The organism is Actinoplanes sp. GCM10030250 (assembly GCF_042666575.1).
In the GTDB taxonomy this organism is placed as follows: Bacteria; Actinomycetota; Actinomycetes; order Mycobacteriales; family Micromonosporaceae; genus Actinoplanes.
In genome coordinates, this window is the sequence record NZ_JBHTDO010000017.1 from 62,427 (window position 1) to 87,166 (window position 24,740).

A 24,740-nucleotide genomic window follows, 5' to 3' on the forward strand; every position below is an offset into this window, starting at 1 on the left:
CCTCAGTCGAGGTAGAACGGCGCCGTCGGTATCCGGCCGGCCGGCGGATCGGCGGGCGGGCTGGCGAGGTCGCCGACGTCGATCGGGACCGCTGTCGAGAGCGCGTCCCAGGCCGCCGTACCGGTGGTGAAGGCCACCGAGTTGGAGTGGTACTGGTTGGTGGCCGGATTGACCGGGTAGACGGCCAGGTAGTTGACCGCGCCGTCGCCGATGTCGAGCGGCCGCGGCCCCTGGAGCGCACCGTCGACCGACACGTCGATGATCGCGACCCGGTTGTCCCGGCCGGTCGTCGTACCGGCGACGGTGAGCCAGCTCTCGCTGCTGAAGCCGACCGCGGTGACGGTGGCGAGCGGCGGGTGCAGCAGCTCCGGGTCGTTCAGCGCCACACCGTCGCCGCTGACCGTGAGGGCCGCGCGGTAGAGCCGGCCGCCGGCCACGAACGCCACCCGGTGCCCGTCCGGCGCCACCGAGACGGCGGTGACCCGGCCCGTCCCGCCCGCCCACGGCACCTGCCGGGCCGGGCCGCCCTCCGCCCGGAAGCTGTAGATCCGGCCGTTGGCCACGATCAGGCCCACCGCGCCCTCGGTCGTCCCGTTCGGCGTGATCGCCCAGATCGGGTAACCCGCGCCGGCCGGCAGCCCGGAGACCGCCCGCAGGGTGACCTCCTGGTTGAACGGTGCGCCGCCGACCCGCAGCGTCTCGCCGCGCCCGGATCCGGTGATCAGCGCCGCGAAGGTGTGTGTCGCCGACGAGCTCAGCCCCGCCGTCCGCACGTCCTTGTTGGCCGCCGCCGGGATGGCCGGAACCGGCTCCTCGTCCCGCAGCGAATCCGCCAGGCGGACGACCCGGCCCTCGAACACCACGAACCGCTCCGGCGTGGCGCCCAGGCGGTTGGCCGGGTTGCTCGACAGGTAGTCGTTGTCGGAGTAGTGCATCGTCTCCTGATGGCCGATCTTGAGATCGAGGGTCTGCGGAAGCAGATGCCGCAGGGACCACTGGAGCTGCTTGCGCAACCGGTCCAGGGCGCCGGACGCGCCCTCGGTCGGCACGGCCTGAGCGTTGAGGTTGATCTCCAGCCGGTTGTCGCGGGGCACGACCTTGCCGATCGTCGCGGTGCCCTCCGGCAGCCTCTCGACCGCGTCCTGGAGCAGCGGCGAGGGGCCGGAGATCAGCCAGCCGAGGATGATCGTGGGTTCCTGCTCCTCCGGCACCTCGTCCAGCATGTAACGGACGTCGGGGACCAGGACGGTGCGATCGATGTTCCAGAAGTAGATCGTCCGCTCGGCGTAGTTCTTCGCCAGCGCGGTGTCGCTGAGCAGCACATACTCGGGGGCGTCGGCGACGAAGAGACCGTCTGTGGGACTCTCCTCGACGGTGACCTCGTATTCACCGGAGAGCGCCTCCTGGGCCGGCTCGAGGATGCCGTTCTTGCCGAGCGTGCCGATCACCTGGTACCTGAAGGAGACCTCCTTCTCGCCGGGCGTGACGAGCGGATCGCCGGTCAGGCGGATCACCCGCGGTGCGGTGGCCGGCTTGAACTTGGCCTTCGCCTCCGGCGTCATGAACGCCTTGACCCGGTCCAGCGCGGTGTCGTAGTCGCCGGCCGCGGCCTCCAGGTAGTTGCGGACGAACTGGCCGCGCTCCCGCGACGTCGTCCGGGTGACAGGTGCCGGCGTGTCGTTGTCGCCGGAGGAGATGCCGGTCGAGGGACCCGGACCGACCTCGGTCACCGCGGTCTCGTCCGGGATACCGCACCCGCCGAGCCCCAGCACGACCAGGACGGTGGCCACGGGCAGCAGCGCGACAGGCTTGGAGCGGCGCATCAGCTCACCTCCGCGGGCTCGCCGGCGGTCGTGGCCGGCCGGTCCCGCGGTATCAGCGGCAGCGGGGCGGCGACCAGCCTGTCGCCGGCGCGCACCGGCAGGGTCAGGCGGAACTGGGCGCCCTCACCCGGCGCGCCCCACGCCTCCAGCCAGCCGCCGTGCAGGCGGGCGTCCTCGACGCTGATCGAGAGCCCCAGGCCGGTGCCGCCGGTCTGCCGTGCCCGGGACGGGTCGGCCCGCCAGAACCGGTTGAAGACCAGCCGTTCCTCGCCGGCTTTCAGCCCGATGCCGTAGTCGCGCACGGTGACCGCGACCGCGGCCTCGTCGGTCGTCATGGTGACCACCACGGGTTTCGCCTCGGCGTGCTCCACCGCGTTGCCGACCAGGTTGCGCAGCACCCGCTCGACCCGCCGCGGGTCGACCTCGGCGATCACCGGGGTGTCCGGCAGGCGCAGGTCCAACTCGACACCGGCCCGCTCGGCCAGGCCGGCCAGGCGGTCGGCGACCCGCCGCACGATCGGCACCAGGTCGGTGTGCTCGGCATCCAGCGCGGCGAAGCCGGCGTCGAACCGGCTGATCTCCAGCAGGTCGGTGAGCAGGTCCTCGAAGCGGTCCAGCTCGGCCTGGAGCAGCTCGGCGCTGCGGGCCACGGCGGGATCGAAGTCCTCCCGCTCGGAGAAGATCAGGTCGGCCGCCATCCGCACGGTGGTCAGCGGCGTCCGCAGCTCGTGCGACACGTCGGAGGTGAACCGCCGCTGCAGCCGGGACATCTCCTCCAGCCGGACGATCTGCCGCTGCAGGTTCGCCGCCATCTGGTTGAACGCGGCCGCCAGCAGGGCCAGGTCGTCCTCGCCGTCCACCTTCATCCGCTGGTCGAGCAGGCCCGCCGAGAGCCGCTGCGCGGTCCGGGCGGCGACCCGGACCGGGGTCACCACCAGCCGGGTGACCAGGCCCGCCACCACGCCGAGCAGCATTACCAGGGCCAGGCCGGTGGCGAGCACCGTGGTCCGGATGAGGTTGGCGTCCTGATCCTCGGAGGTGAGCGGGACCATGTAGTAGAGCTCGAGATGTCCGAACTTGGTGGGCACCGGAGACCCGTACACAAGATATTTCGTGGTCTTGCCGTTGATCTCCGCGGTCCGGATCTGATGTGCCACGAGGCCCGACTCGGCGACCTTGCGAACCATCTCCGGCGTGATCAGGTTGCGGGCGTCGACGCTGGGCAGGGTCACCGAGCGCAGGTCCGGATAGTCCGCCGCCCGGATCGAGACGATCGAGCCGCCGTCCTCAGCGGGGTCGCCGTCGAACAGCTCGTTGACCGTCGCGTTGATGGTGTTGGGCAGCTCGGGATCGCGGGCCGCCGGGTGCACGGTCAACTGGCTGGATGCCCACTGGACCTTGGCGTCGATGGCGGTGGCGGCCTCGTCCTGGGTGCGGCTGAGCAGGATCTTGGCGCTGCGGTCGGCGATGAACCAGCCGAACGTGCCGACCAGCAGGCTGGAGGCGACAAGCGTGAGCGCCACCACCCGCAGCTGGAGCGAGCGCCGCCAGGACCGGCGGGCCGGTGCCGTGTATTGCTGGAACCGGCGCGCGACCACGCGCCAGTGGCGCCGCACCACTCGCAGGGCGCGGCGCACGGGCATGGGGAGCCAGGCCGGAGCACGCATTACGCGGCAAGGTTAACCGCTGTTGGCGGTCAGCCGGTGCCCGCCTTGTAGCCGACACCACGAACCGTCAGGATGATCTCCGGCCGCTCGGGGTCCGGCTCGATCTTGGCGCGCAGGCGCTGGACGTGCACGTTGACCAGGCGGGTGTCGGCGGCGTGCCGATATCCCCAGACCTGCTCGAGCAGCACCTCACGGGTGAAGACCTGGCGCGGCTTGCGGGCCAGCGCCACCAGCAGGTCGAACTCCAACGGGGTGAGCTTCACCTCCTCGCTGTCACGCGACACCGTGTGCGCCGGCACGTCGATGGTGATCTGGTTGCCGGGTGGCCCGATGGTGAGCATCTCCGGCGCGGCGTCCTCGCCCCGGCGCAGCCGGGCCCGCATCCGCGCCACCAGTTCCTTGGGCTTGAACGGCTTGACCACGTAGTCGTCGGCACCGGACTCCAGGCCCAGCACGACGTCCACCGTGTCGCTCTTCGCCGTCAGCATGACGATCGGGATGCCCGACTCGGCACGGATCGCACGTGCCACGTCGATGCCGCTCATCCCGGGCAGCATCAGGTCCAGCAGGACGATGTCCGGCCGGTTCTCCCGGAAGGCGGCCAGAGCGCGCTCTCCGTCCGCCACGAACGACGGCAGGAAACCCTCACTGCGCAGGACGATGCCGAGCATCTCGGCCAACGCGGGATCGTCGTCGACGACCAGTACCCGGGCTCTCATGCGGTCCAATATTGCACTGTCGTCCCAGCCTTCGCGCGACCTGGGGGTCGATCTTGCCCAGGAGGACGGCCCGGTATTCGCAAACCGGACACGAATCGGCATAGAAAAACGGGCGGTCCCGCTCCGGGACCGCCCGTGGCACGCAACCTGTCACGCGCCGGGCCGGTCGAACTCCCCTGCTCGGATTCCGGCGATGAAGCCGGTCCAGTCCCCGGTGCCGAAACGGAGCACCGGGCCCGTGGCGTCCTTCGAGTCACGCACCAGCACAGCGGCCGGAACGTCAGCGACTTCGACGCAGTGCCCGGCAGCGCCACTGCGGCTACTCTTGCGCCAGGTGGGCTTGGCGTCCTGCATGGTCATCTCCTTCCATGGAATGCCTCTCCATTGGAACCCATGGCAGCCGCTCACCGGGCCAATCGATCCCTCGTCTCAGCGATGGCCGTTCGGCTCTGATCTGGCGACAATGCGCGTTCCAGCAGGTCATCGAAGGCATCTTGATAAACGTCTATCTCGTCGGCCTTCACCCGGAAGAGGCCACCGGTCAGCCCTTCGATGTGCACCACGGGGTTACGCGTACCCTCGCCGAACTCCATCACCAGGAACGATTCGGTCAGCCCGGCGTGCGCACCGGCGTGAAACGGCAGGATCAACAGCTCCACGCCGGGCCGGGTGCTGGCCTCGTAGAGCCGGCTCAACTGGCGGCACTGCACGTCGCGCCCACCGACCTCACGCAGCAGAACGCCCTCGTCGAGGATGAGCCGCAGGGCCGGCGGCGGGTCGCGGGTCAGAACGGCCTGACGAGCCATGCGTACGGCGAGCCGGCGCTGAATCGTGGACATGTCCTCGATGTCCGCCCCGGTCTCGATGACGGCTCTCGCATACTCGTCGGTCTGGAGCAGGCCCGGCACCACCTGGGCCTCCCACTCGGAGATCCGCACCGCCTCGGACTCCAGGGCGAGATACTCGTCGTACGGATCCGGCACCGACGAGCGGTACGGCGTCCACCAGGCCCGGGTCCGGCCGCGGCGGGCCAGGTCACGCAGGCGGCCGCGGTCCTCGACAGCCACTCCGTACAGGGTGAGGAGCCGGTCGAGGTCGGACTCGGTGATCCCCGTGTGTGCCGTCTCGATCCGGCTCAGTTTCGACTCGGACCAGCCCAGAGCGGTCGCCACGTCGACAGCGCGGCGCTCACCGCGGAGCCGGCGCAGTTCTCCCCCGAGCTCGCGGCGCGCAGTCGATGTCGGCCTCGCCACGTGGTCACCATATCGGCGTATCGATAGGGCTTTGCAAGTTGCACAGCCGACAATGCACTTGCACCGCGGCCGGTGGCGTGGAGTAATGAGAAGGCGAAGGCCGAACCCGGTGGCGGCAACCGCCGGGCGGATGCGAGCCCTCGCTCCGCGGGCGAGCGAGGGCTCCTGCACGTCAGTACCGGTAATGCTCCGGCTTGAACGGTCCCTCCACGGCGATACCCAGGTAAGCGGCCTGCTGCTTGGTCAGCTCGGTGAGCCGTACGCCGAGCGCGTCCAGGTGCAGCCGGGCCACCTTCTCGTCCAGCTTCTTCGGCAGCACATACACCCCAACGGGGTACTCCTCGGTCTTGGTGAACAGCTCGATCTGCGCGATCGTCTGGTTCGAGAAGCTGTTGCTCATCACGAACGACGGGTGGCCCGTCGCGTTGCCCAGGTTCAGCAGGCGCCCCTCGGACAGCACGATGATCGAGTGCCCGTCGGCGAAGCGCCACTCGTCGACCTGCGGCTTGATGTTGATCTTCTTGACGTCGGAGCGCCTCTGCAGGCCCGCCATGTCGATCTCGTTGTCGAAGTGGCCGATGTTGCCGACGATCGCCTGGTGCTTCATCCGGGCCATGTGCTCGTGGGTGATCACGTCGAAGCAGCCGGTCGCGGTCACGAAGATGTCCGCGTACTCCACCACGTCGTCGATGGTGGCCACCTGGAAGCCGTCCATCGCCGCCTGCAGCGCGCAGATCGGGTCCACCTCGGTCACGATGACCCGGGCACCCTGGCCGCGCAGCGACTCCGCACAACCCTTGCCGACGTCGCCGTACCCGAACACCACCGCCACCTTGCCCCCGATCAGCACGTCGGTGGCCCGGTTGATGCCGTCGATCAGCGAGTGCCGGCAGCCGTACTTGTTGTCGAACTTCGACTTGGTCACCGAGTCGTTGACGTTGATCGCCGGGAAGAGCAGCGTGCCCTGCTGCTGCATCTCGTAGAGCCGGTGCACACCCGTGGTGGTCTCCTCGGTGACACCCTTGATGCCCGCCGCGGTCCGCGTCCAGCGCTTGCCGTCCTCCTTCAGGCTGCGGCCAAGCAGCTTCAGGATCACCGCGTACTCCTCCGAGTCGGCGGTCTCCGGCGACGGCACGGCACCGGCCCGCTCGAACTCGGCACCCTTGTGCACCAGCAGCGTCGCATCACCGCCGTCGTCGAGAATCATGTTGGGCGCCTCGCCGTCCGGCCAGAGCAGCACCCGCTCGGTGCACCACCAGTACTCGTCGAGGGTCTCGCCCTTCCACGCGTAGACCGGCACACCCTGGGGCTTCTCCGGCGTACCCTCGCGGCCGACGACGATCGCCGCGGCCGCGTGATCCTGCGTCGAGAAGATGTTGCACGATGCCCACCGGACCCTCGCACCGAGCGCGGTCAGCGTCTCGATCAGCACCGCGGTCTGGATCGTCATGTGCAGCGAGCCGGTGATCCGTGCCCCGCGCAGCGGCTGAGCGGGCCCGTACTCCTCGCGCAGCGACATCAGGCCGGGCATCTCATGCTCGGCCAGTTCGATCTCCTTGCGGCCGAACGCGGCAAGCGACAGGTCGGCAACCTTGAAGTCACCCTCGGCGAGCGTCGTGGGACGACTTGCCGGCAACGTGCTGGTCATCGAAAGCTCCTGGCCGTTGGTGGGGACGATTTAACCCCATTTATCGTACGGGCGAGAGCTCCCCCAGAAGCCCCACTCCCATTCCGAAGCAGCCCGGTCCGGAGCGACTCGGGGCGGAATAGCGAACGGGGCGACAGGCCTGAGCCCGCCGCCCCGTTCATCCCCCCGGTTTGGTACCGCGCGCGTCCGTGGGACCCCCCGATCACCAATGACGCTGCGTGCTTCTAGATTCACACTCCGCAACCATCATGTCAAGGAATTTCAACAAATTTCGGACCCAAGTTGCACTCTCCGTGTCGGACCTCTCACCGCCCGCCCATCATCGGGGGCAATCGGTGCCGACCACGAGGGCCCACGCGCCGCAGAAGTCAGCGCACACGGTGGGCGCCCACGAGTGCCGAGAGGAGTCAGCGCATGTCGTGCTGCGAGAAGTCAGCGCACACCGTGCGCGCCTGCGAACCCTGCCCGGCGGCAGCCGGCGCACACAGAAGCCGAGCGTGCGCTTTCAGCAACGCCATGGCGTTAGTCAGCGCTCACGAGCCGCGAACGTGTGCGCCCACCCACGCCACGGGCGGCTCACCGTCGGCGGTTGGCCGCTAGCGGCCAGCGGGACTGGCAGCTGGCGGGACTGGCGGCTGGCGGGACTGGCGGCTGGCGGGACTGGCGCGGCGGGCGGAGAGCGGCTGGCGGAGAGCGGCTGGCGGTCGGCGGCTGGCGGCTGGCGGCTGGCGGGAAGGTGGCACCCGTCGTGGGGGTGGGTTGGGGCGGTGGGGAGCTTTGGGCGTACGTCTAAGGGAGCGGGACCGAAGCGATGAAGATCTCGCCGACGCCTGCCGCAGTGAGTTCTCCCGCGTCGGCGGGGGCGTAAGCGGCTGTGCCCGGCTGGACCGACACGGGGGTGCCATGCCCCTCCCCCACATGGACGTCGCCCGCCACGCCGAGGATGAGACGAGGGCCCGCGCCCGGGAGACGTGCGGGTGGGCGATCGGCGGTGAGGATGACGCGGTCGAGTTGGAAGTCGGGGACCGGTACGCGCCAGGAGGTGACGGTCCCGTCGGTCGCGGTGGGGTGCAGGAGGGGGTCGTCGAGGACTTCGAAGCGGAGTACGCGGAGCAACTCGTCCACGTCGACCCGTTTGGGGGTGAGGCCGCCGCGGAGGACGTTGTCGCTGGCGGCCATCAGTTCGACGCCGAGGCCGCGCAGGTAGGCGTGGAGGTTGCCGGCGGGCATCCAGATCGCTTCGCCGGGGGCGAGGCGGACCAGGTTGAGCAGGAGCGCGACAAGTACTCCGGGATCGCCGGGGTAGTGGTCGGCGAGGTTGCGGGCCAGCTGGAAGGAGTCGGCGTGCTCGTGGTCGGCGGGGAGGGCTGCGGCAGCGGCCACCACATCGTTGATCAATGCGGCGCGGTCGCCGGCGGGCCAGGTGAGCAGCAGTTTCACCGCCTCGGCCAGGCCGGAAGCCGAGTCGGAAGTGCGCAGGGCGGTGATCACCGGGTCCAGGCGGGGGAGGCCGAAGGCGGCGATGACGTCCGCGGAGACGGCGGGCGGGCGGAAGCCGCAGAGTGCCTCGAACGGTGTGAGCGCGACAAGCATCTCCGGCTTGTGGTGCGCGTCCGTGTAGTTCTTGGGCGCGGCCGGGTCCGCCTCCTGGCGGGCGAAGGCCTCGCGCGCGTAGGCGTCGTCGGGATGAGCCTGCAGCGACAGCGGGGCGTCGGCGGCGAGAACCTTCATCAGGTACGGCAGGCGCGTCCCGAAGGCCGCGGTGACCGTGTCGCCGAGCTGGCAGTGCGGGTCGTCGGCGAGGAGCTTGGTGAGTTCGACCGGTCCGCCGGGACCCGGCACCGTTGAGGGGTCGCCCGGATGAGCGCCGAGCCACAGCTCCGCCTCGGGCCCCTCGGTGGGGGTGGGACGGCCCTGCAGCTCGGCGATCGCGGTCCGGGAGCCCCAGGCGTACGGCCGGATCACGCCGGTCAGCGGGTACACGGTCATACCCGGCAAAATAACAGTTGTCAGGCGTGCGCGGGGGGCGCCGCCGAGGCGTGATCGGCCCGGTAGATGTCCGGCTCGATGTAGATCACCTGAGCGATCGGGACGGCCTCACGGATCCGCGATTCAGTCTCGTCGATGTGCCGGGCGACATCCGCGGCACTCTCGGTCCCGGGTACCGCGATCTTCACCGCGACGAGCAGCTCGTCCGGGCCGAGGTGCAGCGTCTTCATGTGGATGATCCGCTCGACGCCATCGCCGGCCAGCACCGCCTGCTCGATCTGCCGCACCGCCTCCGGAGTGGCACCCTCGCCGAGCAGCAGGCTCTTGGTCTCGATCGCCAGGATGACCGCGATCGTGACCAGCAGCAGGCCGATACCCGCCGTGCCGATCGCGTCCCAGATGCCGTTGCCGGTGATGATCGTCAGCGAGACGCCGAAGAGCGCGAAGACCAGGCCGATCAGCGCGCCGAAGTCCTCGAGGAGCACCACCGGCAGCTCGGGGGCCTTGGCCCGGCGGACGAAGCTCACCCAGCCGATCTTGCCGCGGATCTGGTTCGACTCCTTGATCGCGGTACGGAAGGAGTAGCTCTCCAGCCCGATGGCGACCACCAGCACGACGATCGGCACCCAGGCGTGGCTCTCGATCCCGCCACCCTCGTGCCACTTGTGGTACGCCTCGTAGAGCGCGAACAGGCCGCCGAGGCTGAACAGCACGATGGACACGATGAACGCGTAGATGTAGCGCTCACGCCCGAACCCGAACGGGTGCTCGGGGGTCGCGGCCCGTTTGGCCCGCTTGCCGCCGATCAGCAGGAGCAGCTGGTTGCCGGAGTCGGCGACCGAGTGGATCGACTCGGCCAGCATCGACGACGACTGGGTGAGGAGGAAGGCGACGAACTTGGTGACCGCGATACCCAGGTTGGCGCCGAGCGCGGCGATGATCGCCTTGGTGCCGCCCTCAGCGCTCATTGAAGCCCGTCCGTTATCAGGTTCGACAGTTCCTTCATCTCGCTGATCGCCGGCACGGCCATCGGATCGAGCCCGTGGGCCAGCGCGAGATAGAGCGAGGCGAAGTCGGGCACCGCCACCAGGGACGCGAGCCGCTCCAGCGACGAGCCGCCCTCCGCGGTGAGCACGTCGCAGCGCACCCCTCGCTGGTCGGCGAGCTGCTGGATGGCGTCGGCGCGGCGCTCCTCGACGGCGACCGGCTCGTCGGCGTCGTCCTCCGGGTTCAGGCCGCCGTCGCGAAGCACCACGAGCCGCAGCCGGGTCACGTTCTCGTCGGCCTCGTCCGGGTCGGCGAAGATGTCCCGCGATCCCTCGGCCAGGCCGCCGAAGACACCGTCGAGCAGGCCCACCCGGCCGCGACCGGCCTCGCCGAGCGCACCGGCCATGACCGGGTAGCGGGCGTTGGCGGCGAGGGTGTCGCCGAAACGCCGGGCCGCGACCGTGGCCAGCGGGGAGGAGCCCCAGACGATGGGCACCGAGCCGGCCAGGCCGAGCGCGAGTGCCTTGGCCGGGTTGACGAACGAGTCGGCGGCCGGACGGCACCGCTCGGCGTCGTTGTCCAGCCGGGTCGCGGTCTCGGCGATGTCCGCCTCGGTCACCTTGACCAGGCCGAGCGCCCGCCCGGCGAGCAGCACCGGGATGGTCAGGCCCCAGATGGTGGCGCGGGCCGGTGCCCGGCGCGGCACGCCGATGAACGGGGCGCGGGCCCGCTCGGCCATCGCCTCCAACTCGGAGCCGGGATTGCCGATGGCGACCAGCCGGGCGCCCCGGCGGGCGGCGGCCTCGGCAGCGGCGAGCGCCTCCGGGCTGCGGCCGGAGGCGGACACCGCGATCACCACGTCGGCCGCGCCGACCCAGCCGGGCACGCCCGCGCTGCGGTGACCGATGATCGGCACCGGACAGCGGGGGCCGGCGACGGTGGCCAGGATGTTGCCGGTCAGGCCGGCGGTGCCGATGCCGGCGACCACGACGGCGCGCGGGCGCCCCTCGTCGGCCAGCATGGACAGGTCGACCTCGGCGGCGAGCGCGGCCGACTCGCGGACCTGCGCGCCGGCCGAGGCGGTGGCCCGGAGCATGCCGCCCGGGTCGTTGCCGAGCATCGTCTTCTCGTCGTTGAGCAGCGACTCGTCGGCGATCCGGTGGCCGTTGACTCCCGACGTCACTTGGCGTCTCCCTCGATGGCCTCGTCCAGGAGGAGGATCGGGATGTCGTCGCGGATCGGGAAGATCCGGCCGCACTCCGTGCACGTCAGCGTCTGCGCGTCCGCGTCGTAGTCAAGAGGCGCGTGATGGGTGTCCGGGCAGGCCAGAATCTCCAGCAACTGCTGATCGAGCGCCACCGATCTACTCCTTCGTCGTGGGCCAAGCATGGTTCGAGGCGATCCTATCCACGAACGATGGCGAGCACCTCGTCTCGCAGCGCCGCCATCCGCGCGGCGTCACGAGCCTCGACGTTCAGGCGCAACAGCGGCTCGGTGTTCGAGGCGCGCAGGTTGAACCAGGCACCGTCGCCGACCTGCACGGTCATACCGTCCAGTTCGTCCACAGCGGCGCCCGGGAAGGCCGCGCGCACCTCGGCGATCTTGGCGGCGGAGTCGGCAACCGTGGAATTGATCTCACCTGAGGCCGAGTACCGCTCGTACTCCGCCGCGAACTCCGAGAGCGGCTCCGGCTGGCCGCCGAGCGCCGCGAGCACGTGCATGGCCGCCAGCATGCCGGTGTCGGCGAACCAGAAGTCACGGAAGTAGTAGTGCGCGGAGTGCTCCCCGCCGAAGACCGCGTTGGTGTGCGCCATCTCGGCCTTGATGAAGGAGTGGCCGACCCGGCTGCGGACCGGCTTGCCGCCGTTCTCGGTGATGATCTCCGGCACCGCGGCCGAGGTGATCAGGTTGTGGATGATCGTGCTGCCCGGAAACTTGGCCAGCTCACGGGTCGCGACGAGTGCGGTGACAGCGGACGGCGAGACCGGGTCGCCCTTCTCGTCCACCACGAAGCAGCGGTCGGCGTCGCCGTCGAAGGCGACACCGATGTCGGCGCCCTGCTCGCGTACGGCGTTCTGGAGGTCCACGAGGTTCTTCGGGTCCAGCGGGTTGGCCTCGTGGTTCGGGAAGGAACCGTCCAGCTCGAAGAAGAGCGGCACGATCTCCAGCGGCAGCGGGGACAGGACCTGGTCGCCGAGAACCGCCGGGACGGTGTACCCGCCCATCCCGTTGCCCGCGTCGACGATCACCTTGAGCGGGCGGATGCCGGAGAGATCGACGAGCGAGCGCAGGTGCGCCGCGTAGTCCTTGAGCAGGTCACGCTGCTCCACTCGGGCCGGGCCGTCCGCCTCCGCGTTCAGATCGGCGAGCAGCGCCTGGGCCCGCCGGCGAACGCCGACGAGGCCGCTGTCCTGCCCGACCGGGCGGGCGCCGGCGCGGCACAGCTTGATCCCGTTGTACTGAGCCGGGTTGTGGCTCGCGGTGAACATCGCGCCGGGGAGGCCGAGCGAGCCGGAGGCGTAGTAGAGCTGGTCGGTCGAGGCGAGACCGATGTTGATCACCGCGGCGCCGGCTGCGTTCACACCCCGGGCGAAGGCGGCGGCCAGGCCCGGCCCGGACTCGCGCATGTCGTGCCCGATCACGATCTGATCCGGCTCGTCGCCGGACTCCCGCAGCATCTCGACGAATGCCGTGCCGATCGCCCGCGCCACCGCCTCGTTGAACTGATCCGGAACGATGCCCCGGACGTCGTACGCCTTGATGATCTGCGACAGATCCGACACTTACCTACTCCTCACCCGAATCCCCTATTGGCCCGAGGGTATCGGAGCGATCACCCCCGAAAGGTTTCAACCGCGAGACGACAGGCGTGGTCAGCTGCGCGGGTGGTCTCCGGCAGCCGGAAGCGGGGCGTCAGCCGCAGGGTCAGGTCGCACGCGGTGTCCAGGTCGATCCGGTGGCCGGGCGAGACGAACACCGGTTTCACACCGTCGCGGGTACGCAACACCGCGCCGACCGTCTCCCCGGCGTCGATCAGCGCCGACCGATCACCCCGCGCCTCCCCCACCGGCTCGTGCTCACCGACGAGACGGGTCTTGCCGACGCCGAAGGCCGGTAGACCGGTCAGCACACCCAGGTGTGAGGCGAGACCGAAGCGGCGGGGATGGGCGAGCCCGTGCCCGTCACAGATCAGCACGTCCGGGCGGACGGTGAGCTTCTCCAGGGCCTCCAGCAGGGCGGGAACCTCCCGGAAGGCGAACAACCCGGGGACGTACGGGAAGGCGGGGCGGCTTCGGATCACCGCGGTGTCGCGTACCGAGAGGTCGGCGAGGTCGAGGACCACGACCGCGGCGGCGAGCCGGTCACCGTCGTAGGCGACGTCGAGGCCGGCCACGGTGGCCGGGGACGCGGGTCCGTGCGTGAGGATCACCCGGGAGCGCAGGGCGTCCTGCACGGCAAGGGCTTCTTCTTCGGTACGCGGCCACGGTTGCACCGCACAGTTGTCTCACACGGTGATCGGCGTCACGATGGGTGGGTCTGGAGGTGCTGCCGGTGAACCCGTGGCTCGCGCTGACTCCCGGAGACGACCCCGCCGAGCGGATTCGGCAGGTCGGCCGTGCCCATCAGAGCTTCCTCGCCGGTGAGGGGCGGCCGGACCGGATGCGGGAGGTGGTCGCCGACTCCTGGGCGCGCTCGGCCGCCTGGATCGGGGCGGACAGCACCGCGCCGATCGAGATCGGTGACGCCGACCTCGAGGCGTACCGGTCGGCGCACCCGCTCGCCAGGGTCATGCCGATCTTCCGGGACCTGCTGGGCGGCCTCGCCGAGGACGGCGACCACATCCTGGCGGTCTGCGACGCGCACGGCCGGCTGCTGTGGGTCGAGGGCCACCCGTCCACGCTGCGCGGAGCCGAGTCGATGAACTTCGTCCCCGGCGCCCGCTGGGACGAGGCGCACGCCGGCACCAACGCGCCGGGCACCGCGCTCGCCGTCGACCACGCGCTGCAGATCTTCGCCACCGAGCACTTCACCCACCCGGTGCAGCGCTGGACGTGCGCGGCGGCACCGGTCCACGACCCGGCCACCGGCCGGCTGCTCGGCGCGATCGACGTCACCGGCGGGGACCACCTCGCCAACCCGCACAGCCTGGCGCTGGTCCGGGCCACCGCGCTGGCCGCCGAGGCGTATCTGGGAGCCGATCGGGTCCCGGACCGCCCGGCGGTGTCCGTGCTCGGCCGGGACGAGGCGCTGCTCACCGTCGGCGGCAAGCGGATGCGGCTCGGCCGGCGCCACTCCGAGCTGCTGGTCCTGCTCACCGTGCACCCGGAGGGCCGCACCGGTGACCAGCTCGGCTTCGACCTGTACGGCGACGACGTCAACCCGGTGACCGTGCGCGCCGAGTTGTCGCGCCTGCGCCGCATCCTCGGACCGGAACTGCTCGACTCCCGGCCGTACCGGCTGCGCGCCGAGCTCGACGTGGACTTCGGCGCGGTGGCCCGTCTCCTGGATCACGGTCGGGTGGCTGAGGCGCTTTCTGCGTACCCCGGAGGTTTGCTGCCCGGCTCCGACGCACCCGGTGTGGTCCGCCTGCGCCGCCGCATCGACGACCGCCTGCGCACCGCCGTGCTGGCGGCGGGTGACCGCCGCCTGGTCCAATCCTGGCTGAGCAGCCCGTGGGGCGCTGACGACCTGGAGATCTGGGAGGCCTACGCGGCCCTCGTGCCCACCGACCCGATCGCCGCCCGCCGCGTCGCCGAACTCTCCCGCGAGTACGCGCTCTGCAACCTTCCTGCAACGTCGTTGTAATTAGCCTCCGGCCTGACCCCCTACAGGTACGGAGGCAGGACCGTGACCATCTACACCCCGCCCGGTTCCGATGGCGCCATCGTCAGCTACCAGTCCCGCTACGACCACTACATCGGCGGTGAGTACGTCCCGCCGGCCAAGGGCCAATACTTCGAGAACCCCTCACCGGTGACCGGCCGGACCTTCACCGAGATCGCCCGCGGCACCGCGGACGACGTGGAGAAGGCCCTGGACGCGGCGCACGGCGCGGCCCCCGCGTGGGGACGGACCTCACCCACCGAACGCTCGGTCATCCTCAACAAGATCGCCGACCGGATGGAGCAGAACCTCGAGAAGCTGGCCGTCGCCGAGGCGTGGGAGAACGGCAAGGCGGTACGCGAGACGCTGGCCGCCGACATCCCGCTCGCCATCGACCACTTCCGCTACTTCGCCGGCGTGATCCGGGCGCAGGAGGGCACCGCGGGCGAGCTGGACGAGGACACCGTGGCGTACCACTTCCACGAGCCGCTCGGCGTGGTCGCCCAGATCATCCCGTGGAACTTCCCGATCCTGATGGCGGTCTGGAAGCTGGCACCGGCCCTGGCCGCGGGCAACGCCGTGGTGCTCAAGCCCGCCGAGCAGACCCCGGCCTCGATCCACTACCTGTTCTCGCTGATCGGCGACCTGCTCCCGCCGGGCGTGGTGAACATCGTCAACGGCTTCGGCGTGGAGGCCGGCAAGCCGCTCGCGTCCTCGAGCCGGGTCGCCAAGGTGGCCTTCACCGGTGAGACCACCACCGGCCGCCTGATCATGCAGTACGCCTCCGAGAACCTGATCCCGGTCACCCTGGAACTCGGCGGCAAGAGCCCGAACATCTTCTTCGACGACGTCAGCCGCGCCGACGACGAGTTCTACGACAAGGCCCTCGAGGGCTTCACGATGTTCGCGCTCAACCAGGGTGAGGTCTGCACCTGCCCGTCGCGGGCGCTCATCCAGCAGAGCCACTACTCGGACTTCCTGGCAGCCGGGGTCAAGCGGGTGGAGAACCTCAAGCAGGGCAACCCGCTGGACACCGACACCCAGGTCGGCGCGCAGGCCTCCAACGACCAGCTGGAGAAGATCCTGTCGTACCTGGACATCGGCCGGCAGGAAGGTGCCCGCGCGCTGACCGGCGGGGCCCGCGCCGAGATGTCCGGTGACCTCTCCGGCGGGTACTACGTACAGCCGACGATCTTCGAGGGCCGCAACACGATGCGGATCTTCCAGGAGGAGATCTTCGGACCGGTCGTCTCGGTCACGCCGTTCTCCGACTTCGACGACGCGATCAAGGTCGCCAACGACACCCTGTACGGCCTGGGCGCCGGCGTCTGGACGCGGGACATCAACCAGGCGTACCGCGCCGGACGGGCGATCAAGGCCGGCCGGGTGTGGACGAACTGCTACCACCTCTACCCGGCGCACGCCGCGTTCGGTGGCTACAAGCAGTCCGGCATCGGCCGGGAGAACCACCGGATGATGCTCGACCACTACCAGCAGACGAAGAACCTGCTGGTCAGCTACTCCCCCAAGGCCATGGGCTTCTTCTAGGCCATGGCTACCCGAGTAGACGTGACTCCCGCGGCCGCCGCGATGATGCGGCAGCTGCGGGAGCAGCACGGTCCGTTGATGTTCCATCAGTCGGGCGGCTGCTGCGACGGCAGCTCTCCGATGTGCTACCTGGAGGGCGAGTTCCGTACCGGCGGTTCCGACGTCCTGCTGGAGTCTCTGGCGATCGAGGGGGTGCCGGAGCCGATCAGGTTCTGGATGTCGGCGAGTCAGTTCGAACTCTGGAAGCACACGCATCTGACGGTGGACGTGGTGCCGGGGCGCGGCGCCGGGTTCTCGCTGGAGGCGCCGGAGGGGGTGCGCTTTCTGATCCGATCCCGGCTGCTCACCGAGCAGGAGGTGGTCTCACTCCGCGATCGGTAGGTCGCGATCGATCGCTGCCTGTAGGTCGCGGTCGGTGGGTCGCGGTCGGTGGGTCGCGGTCGGTGGGTCGCGGTCGGTGGGTCGCTGTCGGCCGGCCGCGCGGCATCGGATCTCCCGAGCGTGGCGCAGGCGGCTGCGGGCAGGCCGCCGCCTGCGTCACCAGATCTTGGTGCTTCCAGACCTTGGTGCCTTCGGATACGGGCGGTCATCGTACGCACACGAGCATGGATTCATGCCTGATTCGTGCCAAATAGTCGACCTCAGACTGGCATTTTTCGCATTTCCCAGGCATCGTCGCAGTCGCCGACGACCTGGGGAGGATCTCGATGCGGCTGTCACACACCCGAAAGGCGCTCACGATCAGCGCTCTGCTGATCATGACCGGTCTTCTGGGCCAGGCCGCCGCGGCCCAGACGACATCACCTCACACGTCGCCGCAAGCCGTCGCACCGCCCTCAGCGGCCGTGACCACGGCTTCGGCACCGGCCTCGCCGTCACCCGCCATCACCAAGTCGCACGCACCGGCGCCGAAGCCGGACACCGACCGCGTCGAGAAGGCAACGGCCAACAAGCACGTCCGCACCGGCCCCGCCGGCAGCCGCCTCACCACCGGCACCAAGGGCGTGGCGCTGACCTTCGACGACGGGCCCGACCCGCAGTACACGCCGCAGCTGCTGCGCATGCTCGCCAAGGAGAAGGTCAAAGCCACCTTCTGCGTGGTCGGGCGGCAGGCCAAGCGGCATCCCCAGCTGATCCGCGACATCGTCAAAGCCGGACACACCCTCTGCAACCACTCCTGGATTCACGACCTCAAACTCGGCAAGAAACCAGCCGCCAAGATCAAGGCCGACCTGGAGCGCACCAACGCCGCCATCCTCGCCGCCGCACCGAAAGCGAAGATCCGCTTCATGCGCGCTCCGGGCGGCAACTTCACCCCCACGCTGGTCTCCACAGCCCGCCAGATGGGCATGACCTCCATCTACTGGAAGGTCGACCCCCGCGACTGGGACCACGCCAAGAACGAAACCCACGGCCAGCACTGCAACAAGATCATCAGGTTGGTGAAGCGGCACACTCGTCCGGGGGCGATCGTGCTCTCCCACGACTACGCCCAACCGGACACCATCAAGGCCTACCGCACCCTGCTGCCGTGGCTCCACCACCGCTTCCGCCTGGTAGCCCTCTGAGCGCTCGGATTCCGCCCGCCGAGCCGCAGAACGGCCCGGCGCACACCCAATCCCCGCCCGCAACGTCAATGCGTGCGCCTACCCACGCTGACCGCCCTGGCGCGAGAGCGGCCACGCTCCAACCGCGATCTTGAGCGTCTGAGCACGGGGCGCAGGCGCGGCGCAGGCGCGCAGGCGCGGCGCAGGCGCGGGTTAGTGGGAGGGGGGGATTACGCGGAGATGGCCGCGGCGGCCGGTTTGGTGGCCTGGGCCGGGGTCGGCGTCTTCCGGGCGGGGGTGGATCGGGCGGGCGGCCTCGCGGACGGCCTCGGCGAGGGCCACGAGGTCGTCGGTGGTGGGGGGTGGGGGTGCGAAGTCGCCGTCGTGGCGGACGAGTTCCCAGCCTCGGGGGGCGGTGAGGCTGCGGGCGTGCGGCTCGCACAGGTCGTACGTGTGCGGCTCGGCGAACGCGGCGAGGGGGCCGACCACGGCCGTGGAATCGCTGTAGACGTAGGTCAGGGTGGCGACCGCCTGTCGGGGACAGCCGTTCCGGGAGCAGCGCCGTGGTGACCTCACGGCGGCACGTTATCTCTCCGCTCGCGATTCTGGGGAGTGTTGCCCCGCGACACGCCGACCCAGGCCGCATCACGATTCGGCCATGGTCGTTAGACACGCCGCCCCGTTGGGGCGAATTAACGCCGCGGACACACGAGGCGACCCGCCTGACCACGGATGTCGCTCAGGTGGGGATACGCTGACCGCGTGACCACCAGCCCCGAACGCCGCCGGACGGAACCGAAGGCGTCCCGCACCTCCGGCCCGGGCCGTCCCGCCCGGCGCGACCGGCACGGGCGTGGCCTCCGCGGCCGGCTGGTGCCGGCGACGGTGCCGCTGGCCCGCACGAAGGCGGAAATCTTCGACGACCTGGTGCTGGACACCGTCGAGAGCCTGGAGCGGCGCTACGCGAAGGAGCTGGCCGGCGTCGAGTTCGCGGTCGAGGATGTGCCCCCGGAGCTGAACGTCTACGACTCGGATGTGCTCGAGGACGGCGAGGTTCCCCTGGCCAGGCTGCTGCCCGGCCGTCCGGGGCGACACGAGTTGCCGCCGCGGATCGTGCTGTACCGTCGCCCGCTGGAATTCCGGGCGATGGACCGAGAGGACCTCGCCGACCTCGTCCACGATGTGATCATCGAACAGGTAGCCAACCTGCTCGGCGTCGATCCGGACGAACTGGCCTGACCGTCACTCCAAAGAGAGCCCGGAAAGCTCCACAGAGAGCTCAGAAAGCTCCACAGAAAGCTTAGAAAGCTCCACAGAGCCCGGAAAGCTCCGCGGTTCTCCGAAGAGCGAAGAGCGACCAGGAGCCGGGCTCAGGCGACCCGACGCTTCAACTTGCGACGTTCACGTTCGGACAGTCCACCCCAGATTCCGAAACGTTCGTCGTGCCCGAGTGCGTACTCCAGACAGTCGGCCTTCACGTCGCAGCGGCCGCAGATGCGTTTCGCCTCGCGCGTCGAGCCGCCTTTCTCCGGGAAGAATGCTTCGGGATCGGTCTGCGAACACAGTGCTCGCTCCTGCCACTCGGGCGCGTCCCCGAGCAGGTCGACCCCTTCAACCTGCGCTTCCATCGGCGTGCCTCCATTTTTCCGCGTCGGCGTAAGCCGACGCTGACCCCCCACGCACGCGGCGTGTTTCTGTGGGTTCGACGCAAAAGTGATACATCGTCCCCACAACCCCACCAAAATTACACGCGTGTAAGACGTGCGTCGTCAAGCCGAACCTGCTAAATAGGCCCGTTTCCTCGAAGCGTCGAGGACGCTCCACGGTCCCGTTCCAGCCCTATCTCCCGGAGCCACCGGAAGGTAACGCCAGGTCGGCCACCCGAGTCCAATTTAACCCGTTTTGTGACCTAGGGGCAGGGGGTCCCCCGACCCGGGTCCGCCGAATGGATCACGCCGTCACCGGCGTCCGTACACGGTGGTGCGTTCGACAGCGGGGCGACCGGCCGACGCGGCCAATTCCTTGAGCTCCGCAACCGTACGCGCGGAACCGTGCTCCGAACCGGCCATTCGGGAGATCGTCTCCTCCATGAGGGTGCCTCCGAGGTCGTTGCATCCACTGTTGAGCATGACGCGCGTACCCTCGTCGCCGAGTTTCACCCAGGAGCACTGGATGTTGTCGATCCGGCCGTGCAGCAGGACCCGGGCCATCGCGTGGACCACCCGGTTCTCCCGCCACGTCGGACCGGGGCGGGCGATGCCGGCCAGGTAGATCGGGGCGTTGGTGTGCACGAAGGGCAGCGCCACGAACTCGGTCAGCCCACCCGTCGTGTCCTGGATGCCGGCCAGCACCCGGAAGTGGCCGAGCCACTGTCGCGGGTGGTCGACATGCCCGTACATCATTGTCGAACTTGACCTGATGCCCACCTGATGGGCGGTCGTGACGACCTCGACCCACGTCTTGGTCGGCAGTTTGCCCTTGGTGAGCACCCACCGCACGTCGTCGTCGAGGATCTCCGCAGCGGTGCCGGGGATCGTGCCGAGGCCGGCCTCCCTCAGCCCGGTGAGCCAGTCCCGTAGGGACACACCGGCCTTCGACGCGGCCGTGACGATCTCCATCGGCGAGTACGCGTGGACGTGCATCCCCGGCACCCGCTCCTTGACCGCGCGAACCAGGTCCGCGTACGCCGTGACAGGCATCTTGGGGTCGATGCCGCCCTGCATGCACACCTCGGACGCCCCGTCCCGCCACGCCTCCTCGGCCCGGTCGGCGACCTGCTCCACCGACAGCCGGTACGCGTCGGCGTCCTTCTCCCGCTGAGCGAAGGCGCAGAACCGGCAGCCCACATAGCAGACGTTCGAGAAGTTGATATTGCGGTTCACCACGTACGTGATGTCGTCGCCGTTGACCTGCTTGCGAAGGTCGTCGGCGATCCGGGCGAGCTCGTCGAGGGCCGCACCGTCCGCGTTGAACAGGGCCATGGCCTTGTCCTCGTGCTTCTCCAGCAGCAGCGCGGCAGGGTCCTCGGAGGCCAGCTTCAGCGCCGCCACCACGTCCGTCGGCATCGGAGCCGGCGCGCTCTTGATGTGCGCCGCCACCTCGTCCCAGTCGCCGTAGACATCATCGAAATCGGACCGGCGGTCACCGGTCCGGCCGGAGGTGTCGATCGTGGCGAACAGATCCGTACGGCCGGTACCGAACGCGTCGTCCGGCTCCTGCCACGGCAAGCCGACCGGTGAGACGGTCCCGGCCGGCCCGACCGGTGAGACGGTCCGGGCGAGACCGTCCGGACCGGACAGGGCCGTCACGTGCGCGGCCAACCGCGGGTCGAGCCAGCCCTCCTCGGCGCGGCGCACGTACTCCGGGTAGATGGTGAGTCGTTCTCGCAGTTCAAAACCGGACTCGGCCGACCTCGCCGCGAGCTGGTCGATCTGCGGCCACGGCCGCTCCGGGTTGACGTGGTCCGGCGTCACCGGCGACACGCCGCCCCAGTCGTCGATCCCGGCGCGCAGCAGCAGGGAGAACTCGTCGTCGATCAGGTTCGGCGGGGCCTGGATCCGGGCCCGGGGACCCATGATGATCCGGCCCACGGCGACGGTCGCCGCCAGTTCGCGCAGCTCGGCGTCGGGCATCCCGCGCATCGCGGTGTCCGGCTTGGCGCGGAAGTTCTGGATGATGACCTCTTGAACGTGCCCGTACTCGCGGGCGGTGCGGCGGATCGCGAAGAGCGACTCCACCCGCTCGGTGGCGGTCTCACCGATGCCGATCAGGATGCCCGTGGTGAACGGGACGCCCACCCGGCCGGCGTCGTCGAGGACCCGGAGCCGGACCGCGGGTTCCTTGTCCGGCGAGCCGTAGTGCGGGCCGCCCGGCTCGGACCAGAGCCGGGTGGCGGTGGTCTCCAGCATCATGCCCATGCTCGGTGCGACAGGCTTCAGCCGCTGCAGCTCGTTCCAGCTCATCACGCCGGGGTTGAGATGCGGCAACAGGCCGGTCTCCTCGAGCACGGCGATCGCACACGCCCGGACGTAGTCCAGGGTCGAGTCGTAACCACGCTCGTCCAGCCACTGCCGGGCCGCCGGCCAGCGCTCCTCCGGCCGGTCGCCGAGCGTGAACAGCGCCTCCTTGCAGCCCTGCGCCGCACCCTGGCGGGCGATCTCCAGGACCTCGTCGCGCTCCAGGAACGCGGCCGGCAGCCGGTGCGGGACGGTGGCGAAGGTGCAGTAGTGACACCGGTCCTGACAGAGCCGGGTCAGGGGAATGAAAACCTTGCGGGAGTACGTGACGACGCCCGGCCGCCCAGCCTCACGCAGGCCCGCGTCTCGCACGCCGCCGGCGATGGCCAGCAGTTCGTCGAATTGGTCGCCGGTCGCCGCGAGCAACGCGGTCGCCTCGTCGACGTCGATCGCTTTCCCGTCGGCGGCGCGGCGCAGTGCGCGGCGGATGCTCGCCTCGGTCGGTACCGGTTCCACGTTGACCTCTACCACGCAAGCAGCCTAGGCCGGAATCGTTTCCGGTGCCGCTGTGCCCGGCGGGCCCGCGCAGTGTCGTGAAACACGTGCCGGGCCCGGACGCGATCGGCCCGGGCAATGCCGTGAGGCATGCGCCCGGGCCGGTCAAGCTCAGTGCCGCGGCGGGTCCTGGTCGGCCGGACCGAATCCCGGGCGGTCGTCGGGGATCTTCTCGGTACGGTCCTCGGCCTTCGGCACGACCTGGGTCGGCTCGGAGAACGGCACACCCGACACCTGGGCGCCCGGCGCCGGTGCCCCGGAGACGGGCGGCGTCGGAACCGGCGGCTGGTTCCAGGCAGGCTGCCCACCAGGCTGCGGCTGCCCGTAAGGCGGCTGAGCACCGGGAGGCTGAGCACCAGGATGCTGGGCACCGGGAGGCTGGGCACCAGGATGCTGAGCTCCGGGAACAGGCTGAGCACCGGGAGCCGGGTAACCCGGCTGCTGCGGATATCCGGGCTGCTGGGGGTATCCGGGCTGCGGCGCACCGAACGGCGGCTGCTGCTGGGCGAAGGGCGGCTGGCCGGGCGGCGGGGCGGGCTGACCGTACGGCTGCCCGTAGGGAGCCTGCCCGAACGGCGGCTGACCGTGCTGCGGGTGACCGTGCTGCGGGTGACCGTACTGCGGCTGGCCGTAGACGCCCGGCTGCTGCGGCGGCCGGGGCACAGTGAACACGCCACGCCAGATCTGCACGACCGCATACGCCGCCAGCCCGAACACGGCAAGCCAGGAAACCCGCACCAGAAGCTCGGTGAAGGCCGCTCCCGGGTCGTCCGAGGCGATCCCGCTGATCCCGAACAGCACGCCGAAGATCAGCCCGAAGAACGCGACCACGCCGTACTCGACGAGCGCGGCCAGCACGATCACCTTCGATTTCGGGTGGAGCGGCTTCACGCCCAGGGCCAGCAGCACCGCGGCCAGCGGGAAGAAGATCGTCACCAGGTTCACGAAGCTGCCGAAGCTGTACCGGGTGCGCCCGACGAAGTCGGTACCGAACAGGTCGATGACGGCGACGAAGAGCAGGACGGCGGGCACGGCGGCCAGCACGTACACGGCGAGGTCGCGCAGCGGCCGGAGAAACTGCCCTATCGGTTTCTCGCCGGGCGGCGAGGGCTGCGGTCCAGTGGTCACGATTACTCCCGGTGCGATGAACGACGATGTCAGGGCGATTCACAGTGCGGTGCGCGAGGTGCGGGGATCGAGGGGCACAGCGTAAACCGATACCCGCAACCCGTAGCCGCGACGCGGGTGCGCGAGGATGAGGGAATGCGGATCGTGGTCCTCACCGGGGGCATCGGCGGTGCCCGGTTCCTCCTCGGCGTGCGTGCGCACGCCCGCGCCATCGGCGCCGAAGTAACGGCTGTCGTCAACGTCGGCGACGACGTACGCATGCACGGCCTGCAAATCTGTCCCGACCTGGACAGCGTCATGTACACGCTGGGCGGCGCCGCCGACCCGGAGCGTGGCTGGGGCCGCGTCGGCGAGTCGTGGGTGATCAAGGAGGAGCTCGCGAAGTACGGCGTGGAGCCCTCCTGGTTCGGACTGGGTGACAAGGACACGGCCACCCATCTCGTACGCACCACGATGCTGAACGCCGGCTACCCGCTCTCCGCGGTCACCGCCGCGCTGTGCGAGCGCTGGCAGCCCGGCATCACGATGCTGCCCGCCACCGACGACCGGCTGGAGACCCACGTCGTCGCCGACGTCGAGGGCGAGCGCAAGGCGATCCACTTCCAGGAGTGGTGGGTGCGGTACCGCGGCGAGGTGCCGACGCACAACTTCGTCTTCGTGGGCGCGGAGACCGCCAAGCCGGGTGCGGGTGTCCTGGACGCGATCGCGGGCGCCGACGTGGTACTTGTCGCCCCCAGCAACCCGGTGGTCAGCATCGCGCCGATTCTCGCCGTACCCCAGCTCAGGAAGGCCGTGGCGGACGGCCCGGCGCCGGTCGTCGGTGTGTCGCCCATCATCGGTGGCGCGCCGGTGCGCGGCATGGCCGACAAGTGCCTGGCCACGCTGGAGGTCGAGGTGAGCGCGGCGGGTGTCGGCCGGATGTACGGCCCGCGCGCCGACGGCGGCCTGCTGGACGCCTGGCTGGTCGACGAGTCCGACGCCGGCGCCGAGGTGCCCGGCGTGGCCACCCGCGCCGTGCCGCTCTGGATGCGCGACGAACAGGCCACCGCCCAGATGGTCGCCGACGCGCTGAAAATCGGCGGAATCGGATGAGCGA

At 70.0% G+C, this 24,740-nt stretch carries 22 protein-coding genes; 6 read left to right on the plus strand and 16 right to left on the minus strand.

Going from position 1 to position 24,740, the window contains the following annotated elements; translation table 11 throughout:
- Nucleotides 1-2: 2 nt before the first annotated feature.
- The 12 genes from ACFQV6_RS22065 to nfi form a co-directional block, all read right to left on the minus strand.
- Nucleotides 3-1,823 carry an LpqB family beta-propeller domain-containing protein gene (locus tag ACFQV6_RS22065; protein WP_378029429.1) on the minus strand — a complete coding sequence of 607 codons (1,821 nt, stop codon included), beginning with the start codon at nucleotides 1,821-1,823 and terminating at the stop codon, nucleotides 3-5.
- Nucleotides 1,823-3,490: an MtrAB system histidine kinase MtrB gene (gene mtrB / locus ACFQV6_RS22070; protein ID WP_378029430.1), complete on the minus strand. Its 1,668-nt coding sequence runs from the start codon at nucleotides 3,488-3,490 to the stop codon at nucleotides 1,823-1,825. Before mtrB ends, ACFQV6_RS22065 begins: the two co-directional genes overlap by 1 nt.
- 29 nt (nucleotides 3,491-3,519) lie before the next feature.
- Entirely contained in the window at nucleotides 3,520-4,209 is a 690-nt protein-coding gene (mtrA, locus tag ACFQV6_RS22075; RefSeq protein ID WP_378029431.1) for an MtrAB system response regulator MtrA, read from the minus strand.
- A gap of 150 nt (nucleotides 4,210-4,359) precedes the next feature.
- Nucleotides 4,360-4,569 (minus strand): DUF397 domain-containing protein, encoded by a 210-nt coding sequence (locus ACFQV6_RS22080; RefSeq protein ID WP_378029432.1) that lies wholly within the window; start codon nucleotides 4,567-4,569, stop codon nucleotides 4,360-4,362.
- Between the two features lie 44 nt (nucleotides 4,570-4,613).
- On the minus strand, nucleotides 4,614-5,462 hold the full coding sequence (locus ACFQV6_RS22085; protein ID WP_378029433.1) for a helix-turn-helix domain-containing protein: 849 nt from the start codon (nucleotides 5,460-5,462) through the stop codon (nucleotides 4,614-4,616).
- 172 nt (nucleotides 5,463-5,634) lie between these two features.
- The gene (gene ahcY, locus ACFQV6_RS22090) at nucleotides 5,635-7,110 is read right to left on the minus strand and encodes an adenosylhomocysteinase (RefSeq protein ID WP_378029434.1); all 1,476 of its coding nucleotides are present in this window, start codon (nucleotides 7,108-7,110) and stop codon (nucleotides 5,635-5,637) included.
- Nucleotides 7,111-7,899: 789 nt separating this feature from the next.
- Nucleotides 7,900-9,099, minus strand: coding sequence for a mannose-6-phosphate isomerase, class I (manA, locus tag ACFQV6_RS22095; RefSeq protein WP_378029435.1), 1,200 nt, complete (start codon nucleotides 9,097-9,099; stop codon nucleotides 7,900-7,902).
- A gap of 20 nt (nucleotides 9,100-9,119) precedes the next feature.
- Complete coding sequence (locus tag ACFQV6_RS22100; RefSeq protein ID WP_378029436.1) at nucleotides 9,120-10,067, minus strand: cation diffusion facilitator family transporter; 948 nt, start codon at nucleotides 10,065-10,067, stop codon at nucleotides 9,120-9,122.
- Entirely contained in the window at nucleotides 10,064-11,206 is a 1,143-nt protein-coding gene (locus ACFQV6_RS22105; RefSeq protein ID WP_378029537.1) for an SIS domain-containing protein, read from the minus strand. The genes ACFQV6_RS22100 and ACFQV6_RS22105 overlap by 4 nt, the downstream gene beginning before the upstream one ends.
- A gap of 59 nt (nucleotides 11,207-11,265) precedes the next feature.
- Nucleotides 11,266-11,445: a Trm112 family protein gene (locus ACFQV6_RS22110; RefSeq protein WP_378029437.1), complete on the minus strand. Its 180-nt coding sequence runs from the start codon at nucleotides 11,443-11,445 to the stop codon at nucleotides 11,266-11,268.
- Between the two features lie 44 nt (nucleotides 11,446-11,489).
- Nucleotides 11,490-12,869, minus strand: a complete 1,380-nt coding sequence (locus ACFQV6_RS22115) for a phosphomannomutase/phosphoglucomutase (protein WP_378029438.1) — start codon at nucleotides 12,867-12,869, stop codon at nucleotides 11,490-11,492.
- 50 nt (nucleotides 12,870-12,919) lie between these two features.
- Nucleotides 12,920-13,579 (minus strand): deoxyribonuclease V, encoded by a 660-nt coding sequence (gene nfi, locus ACFQV6_RS22120; RefSeq protein WP_378029439.1) that lies wholly within the window; start codon nucleotides 13,577-13,579, stop codon nucleotides 12,920-12,922.
- A 59-nt stretch (nucleotides 13,580-13,638) separates the two neighbouring features.
- On the opposite strand from nfi, the gene ACFQV6_RS22125 reads away from it, so the two are divergent.
- The 4 genes from ACFQV6_RS22125 (at nucleotide 13,639) to ACFQV6_RS22140 (ending at nucleotide 18,026) form a co-directional block, all read left to right on the plus strand.
- Nucleotides 13,639-14,892, plus strand: a complete 1,254-nt coding sequence (locus ACFQV6_RS22125; RefSeq protein WP_378029440.1) for a GAF domain-containing protein — start codon at nucleotides 13,639-13,641, stop codon at nucleotides 14,890-14,892.
- Nucleotides 14,893-14,934: 42 nt separating this feature from the next.
- Complete coding sequence (locus tag ACFQV6_RS22130; RefSeq protein ID WP_378029441.1) at nucleotides 14,935-16,458, plus strand: aldehyde dehydrogenase family protein; 1,524 nt, start codon at nucleotides 14,935-14,937, stop codon at nucleotides 16,456-16,458.
- Nucleotides 16,459-16,461: 3 nt separating this feature from the next.
- Nucleotides 16,462-16,839, plus strand: coding sequence for a DUF779 domain-containing protein (locus ACFQV6_RS22135; protein WP_378029442.1), 378 nt, complete (start codon nucleotides 16,462-16,464; stop codon nucleotides 16,837-16,839).
- A gap of 326 nt (nucleotides 16,840-17,165) precedes the next feature.
- A complete protein-coding gene (locus ACFQV6_RS22140) occupies nucleotides 17,166-18,026 on the plus strand; it encodes a polysaccharide deacetylase family protein (RefSeq protein WP_378029443.1) in 861 nt (286 codons plus the stop codon).
- Nucleotides 18,027-18,218: 192 nt separating this feature from the next.
- Here the strand turns inward: ACFQV6_RS22140 and ACFQV6_RS22145 are convergent, their stop codons facing one another.
- Nucleotides 18,219-18,581, minus strand: coding sequence for a DUF3499 domain-containing protein (locus ACFQV6_RS22145; RefSeq protein WP_378029444.1), 363 nt, complete (start codon nucleotides 18,579-18,581; stop codon nucleotides 18,219-18,221).
- Nucleotides 18,582-18,737: 156 nt separating this feature from the next.
- Here ACFQV6_RS22145 and ACFQV6_RS22150 point away from each other — a divergent pair, with 156 nt between their 5' ends.
- Nucleotides 18,738-19,244 (plus strand): metallopeptidase family protein, encoded by a 507-nt coding sequence (locus ACFQV6_RS22150; protein ID WP_378029445.1) that lies wholly within the window; start codon nucleotides 18,738-18,740, stop codon nucleotides 19,242-19,244.
- Between the two features lie 131 nt (nucleotides 19,245-19,375).
- On the opposite strand, the gene ACFQV6_RS22155 is transcribed toward ACFQV6_RS22150, so the two are convergent.
- From ACFQV6_RS22155 to ACFQV6_RS22165, 3 genes are all read right to left on the minus strand, one after another.
- Complete coding sequence (locus ACFQV6_RS22155; RefSeq protein ID WP_378029446.1) at nucleotides 19,376-19,633, minus strand: WhiB family transcriptional regulator; 258 nt, start codon at nucleotides 19,631-19,633, stop codon at nucleotides 19,376-19,378.
- Between the two features lie 330 nt (nucleotides 19,634-19,963).
- Complete coding sequence (locus ACFQV6_RS22160) at nucleotides 19,964-22,492, minus strand: bifunctional FO biosynthesis protein CofGH (protein WP_378029447.1); 2,529 nt, start codon at nucleotides 22,490-22,492, stop codon at nucleotides 19,964-19,966.
- Between the two features lie 135 nt (nucleotides 22,493-22,627).
- Nucleotides 22,628-23,644: a hypothetical protein gene (locus ACFQV6_RS22165; protein WP_378029448.1), complete on the minus strand. Its 1,017-nt coding sequence runs from the start codon at nucleotides 23,642-23,644 to the stop codon at nucleotides 22,628-22,630.
- A gap of 135 nt (nucleotides 23,645-23,779) precedes the next feature.
- Here ACFQV6_RS22165 and cofD point away from each other — a divergent pair, with 135 nt between their 5' ends.
- On the plus strand, nucleotides 23,780-24,736 hold the full coding sequence (gene cofD / locus ACFQV6_RS22170; RefSeq protein WP_378029449.1) for a 2-phospho-L-lactate transferase: 957 nt from the start codon (nucleotides 23,780-23,782) through the stop codon (nucleotides 24,734-24,736).
- The last annotated feature ends 4 nt before the right edge of the window (nucleotides 24,737-24,740 follow it).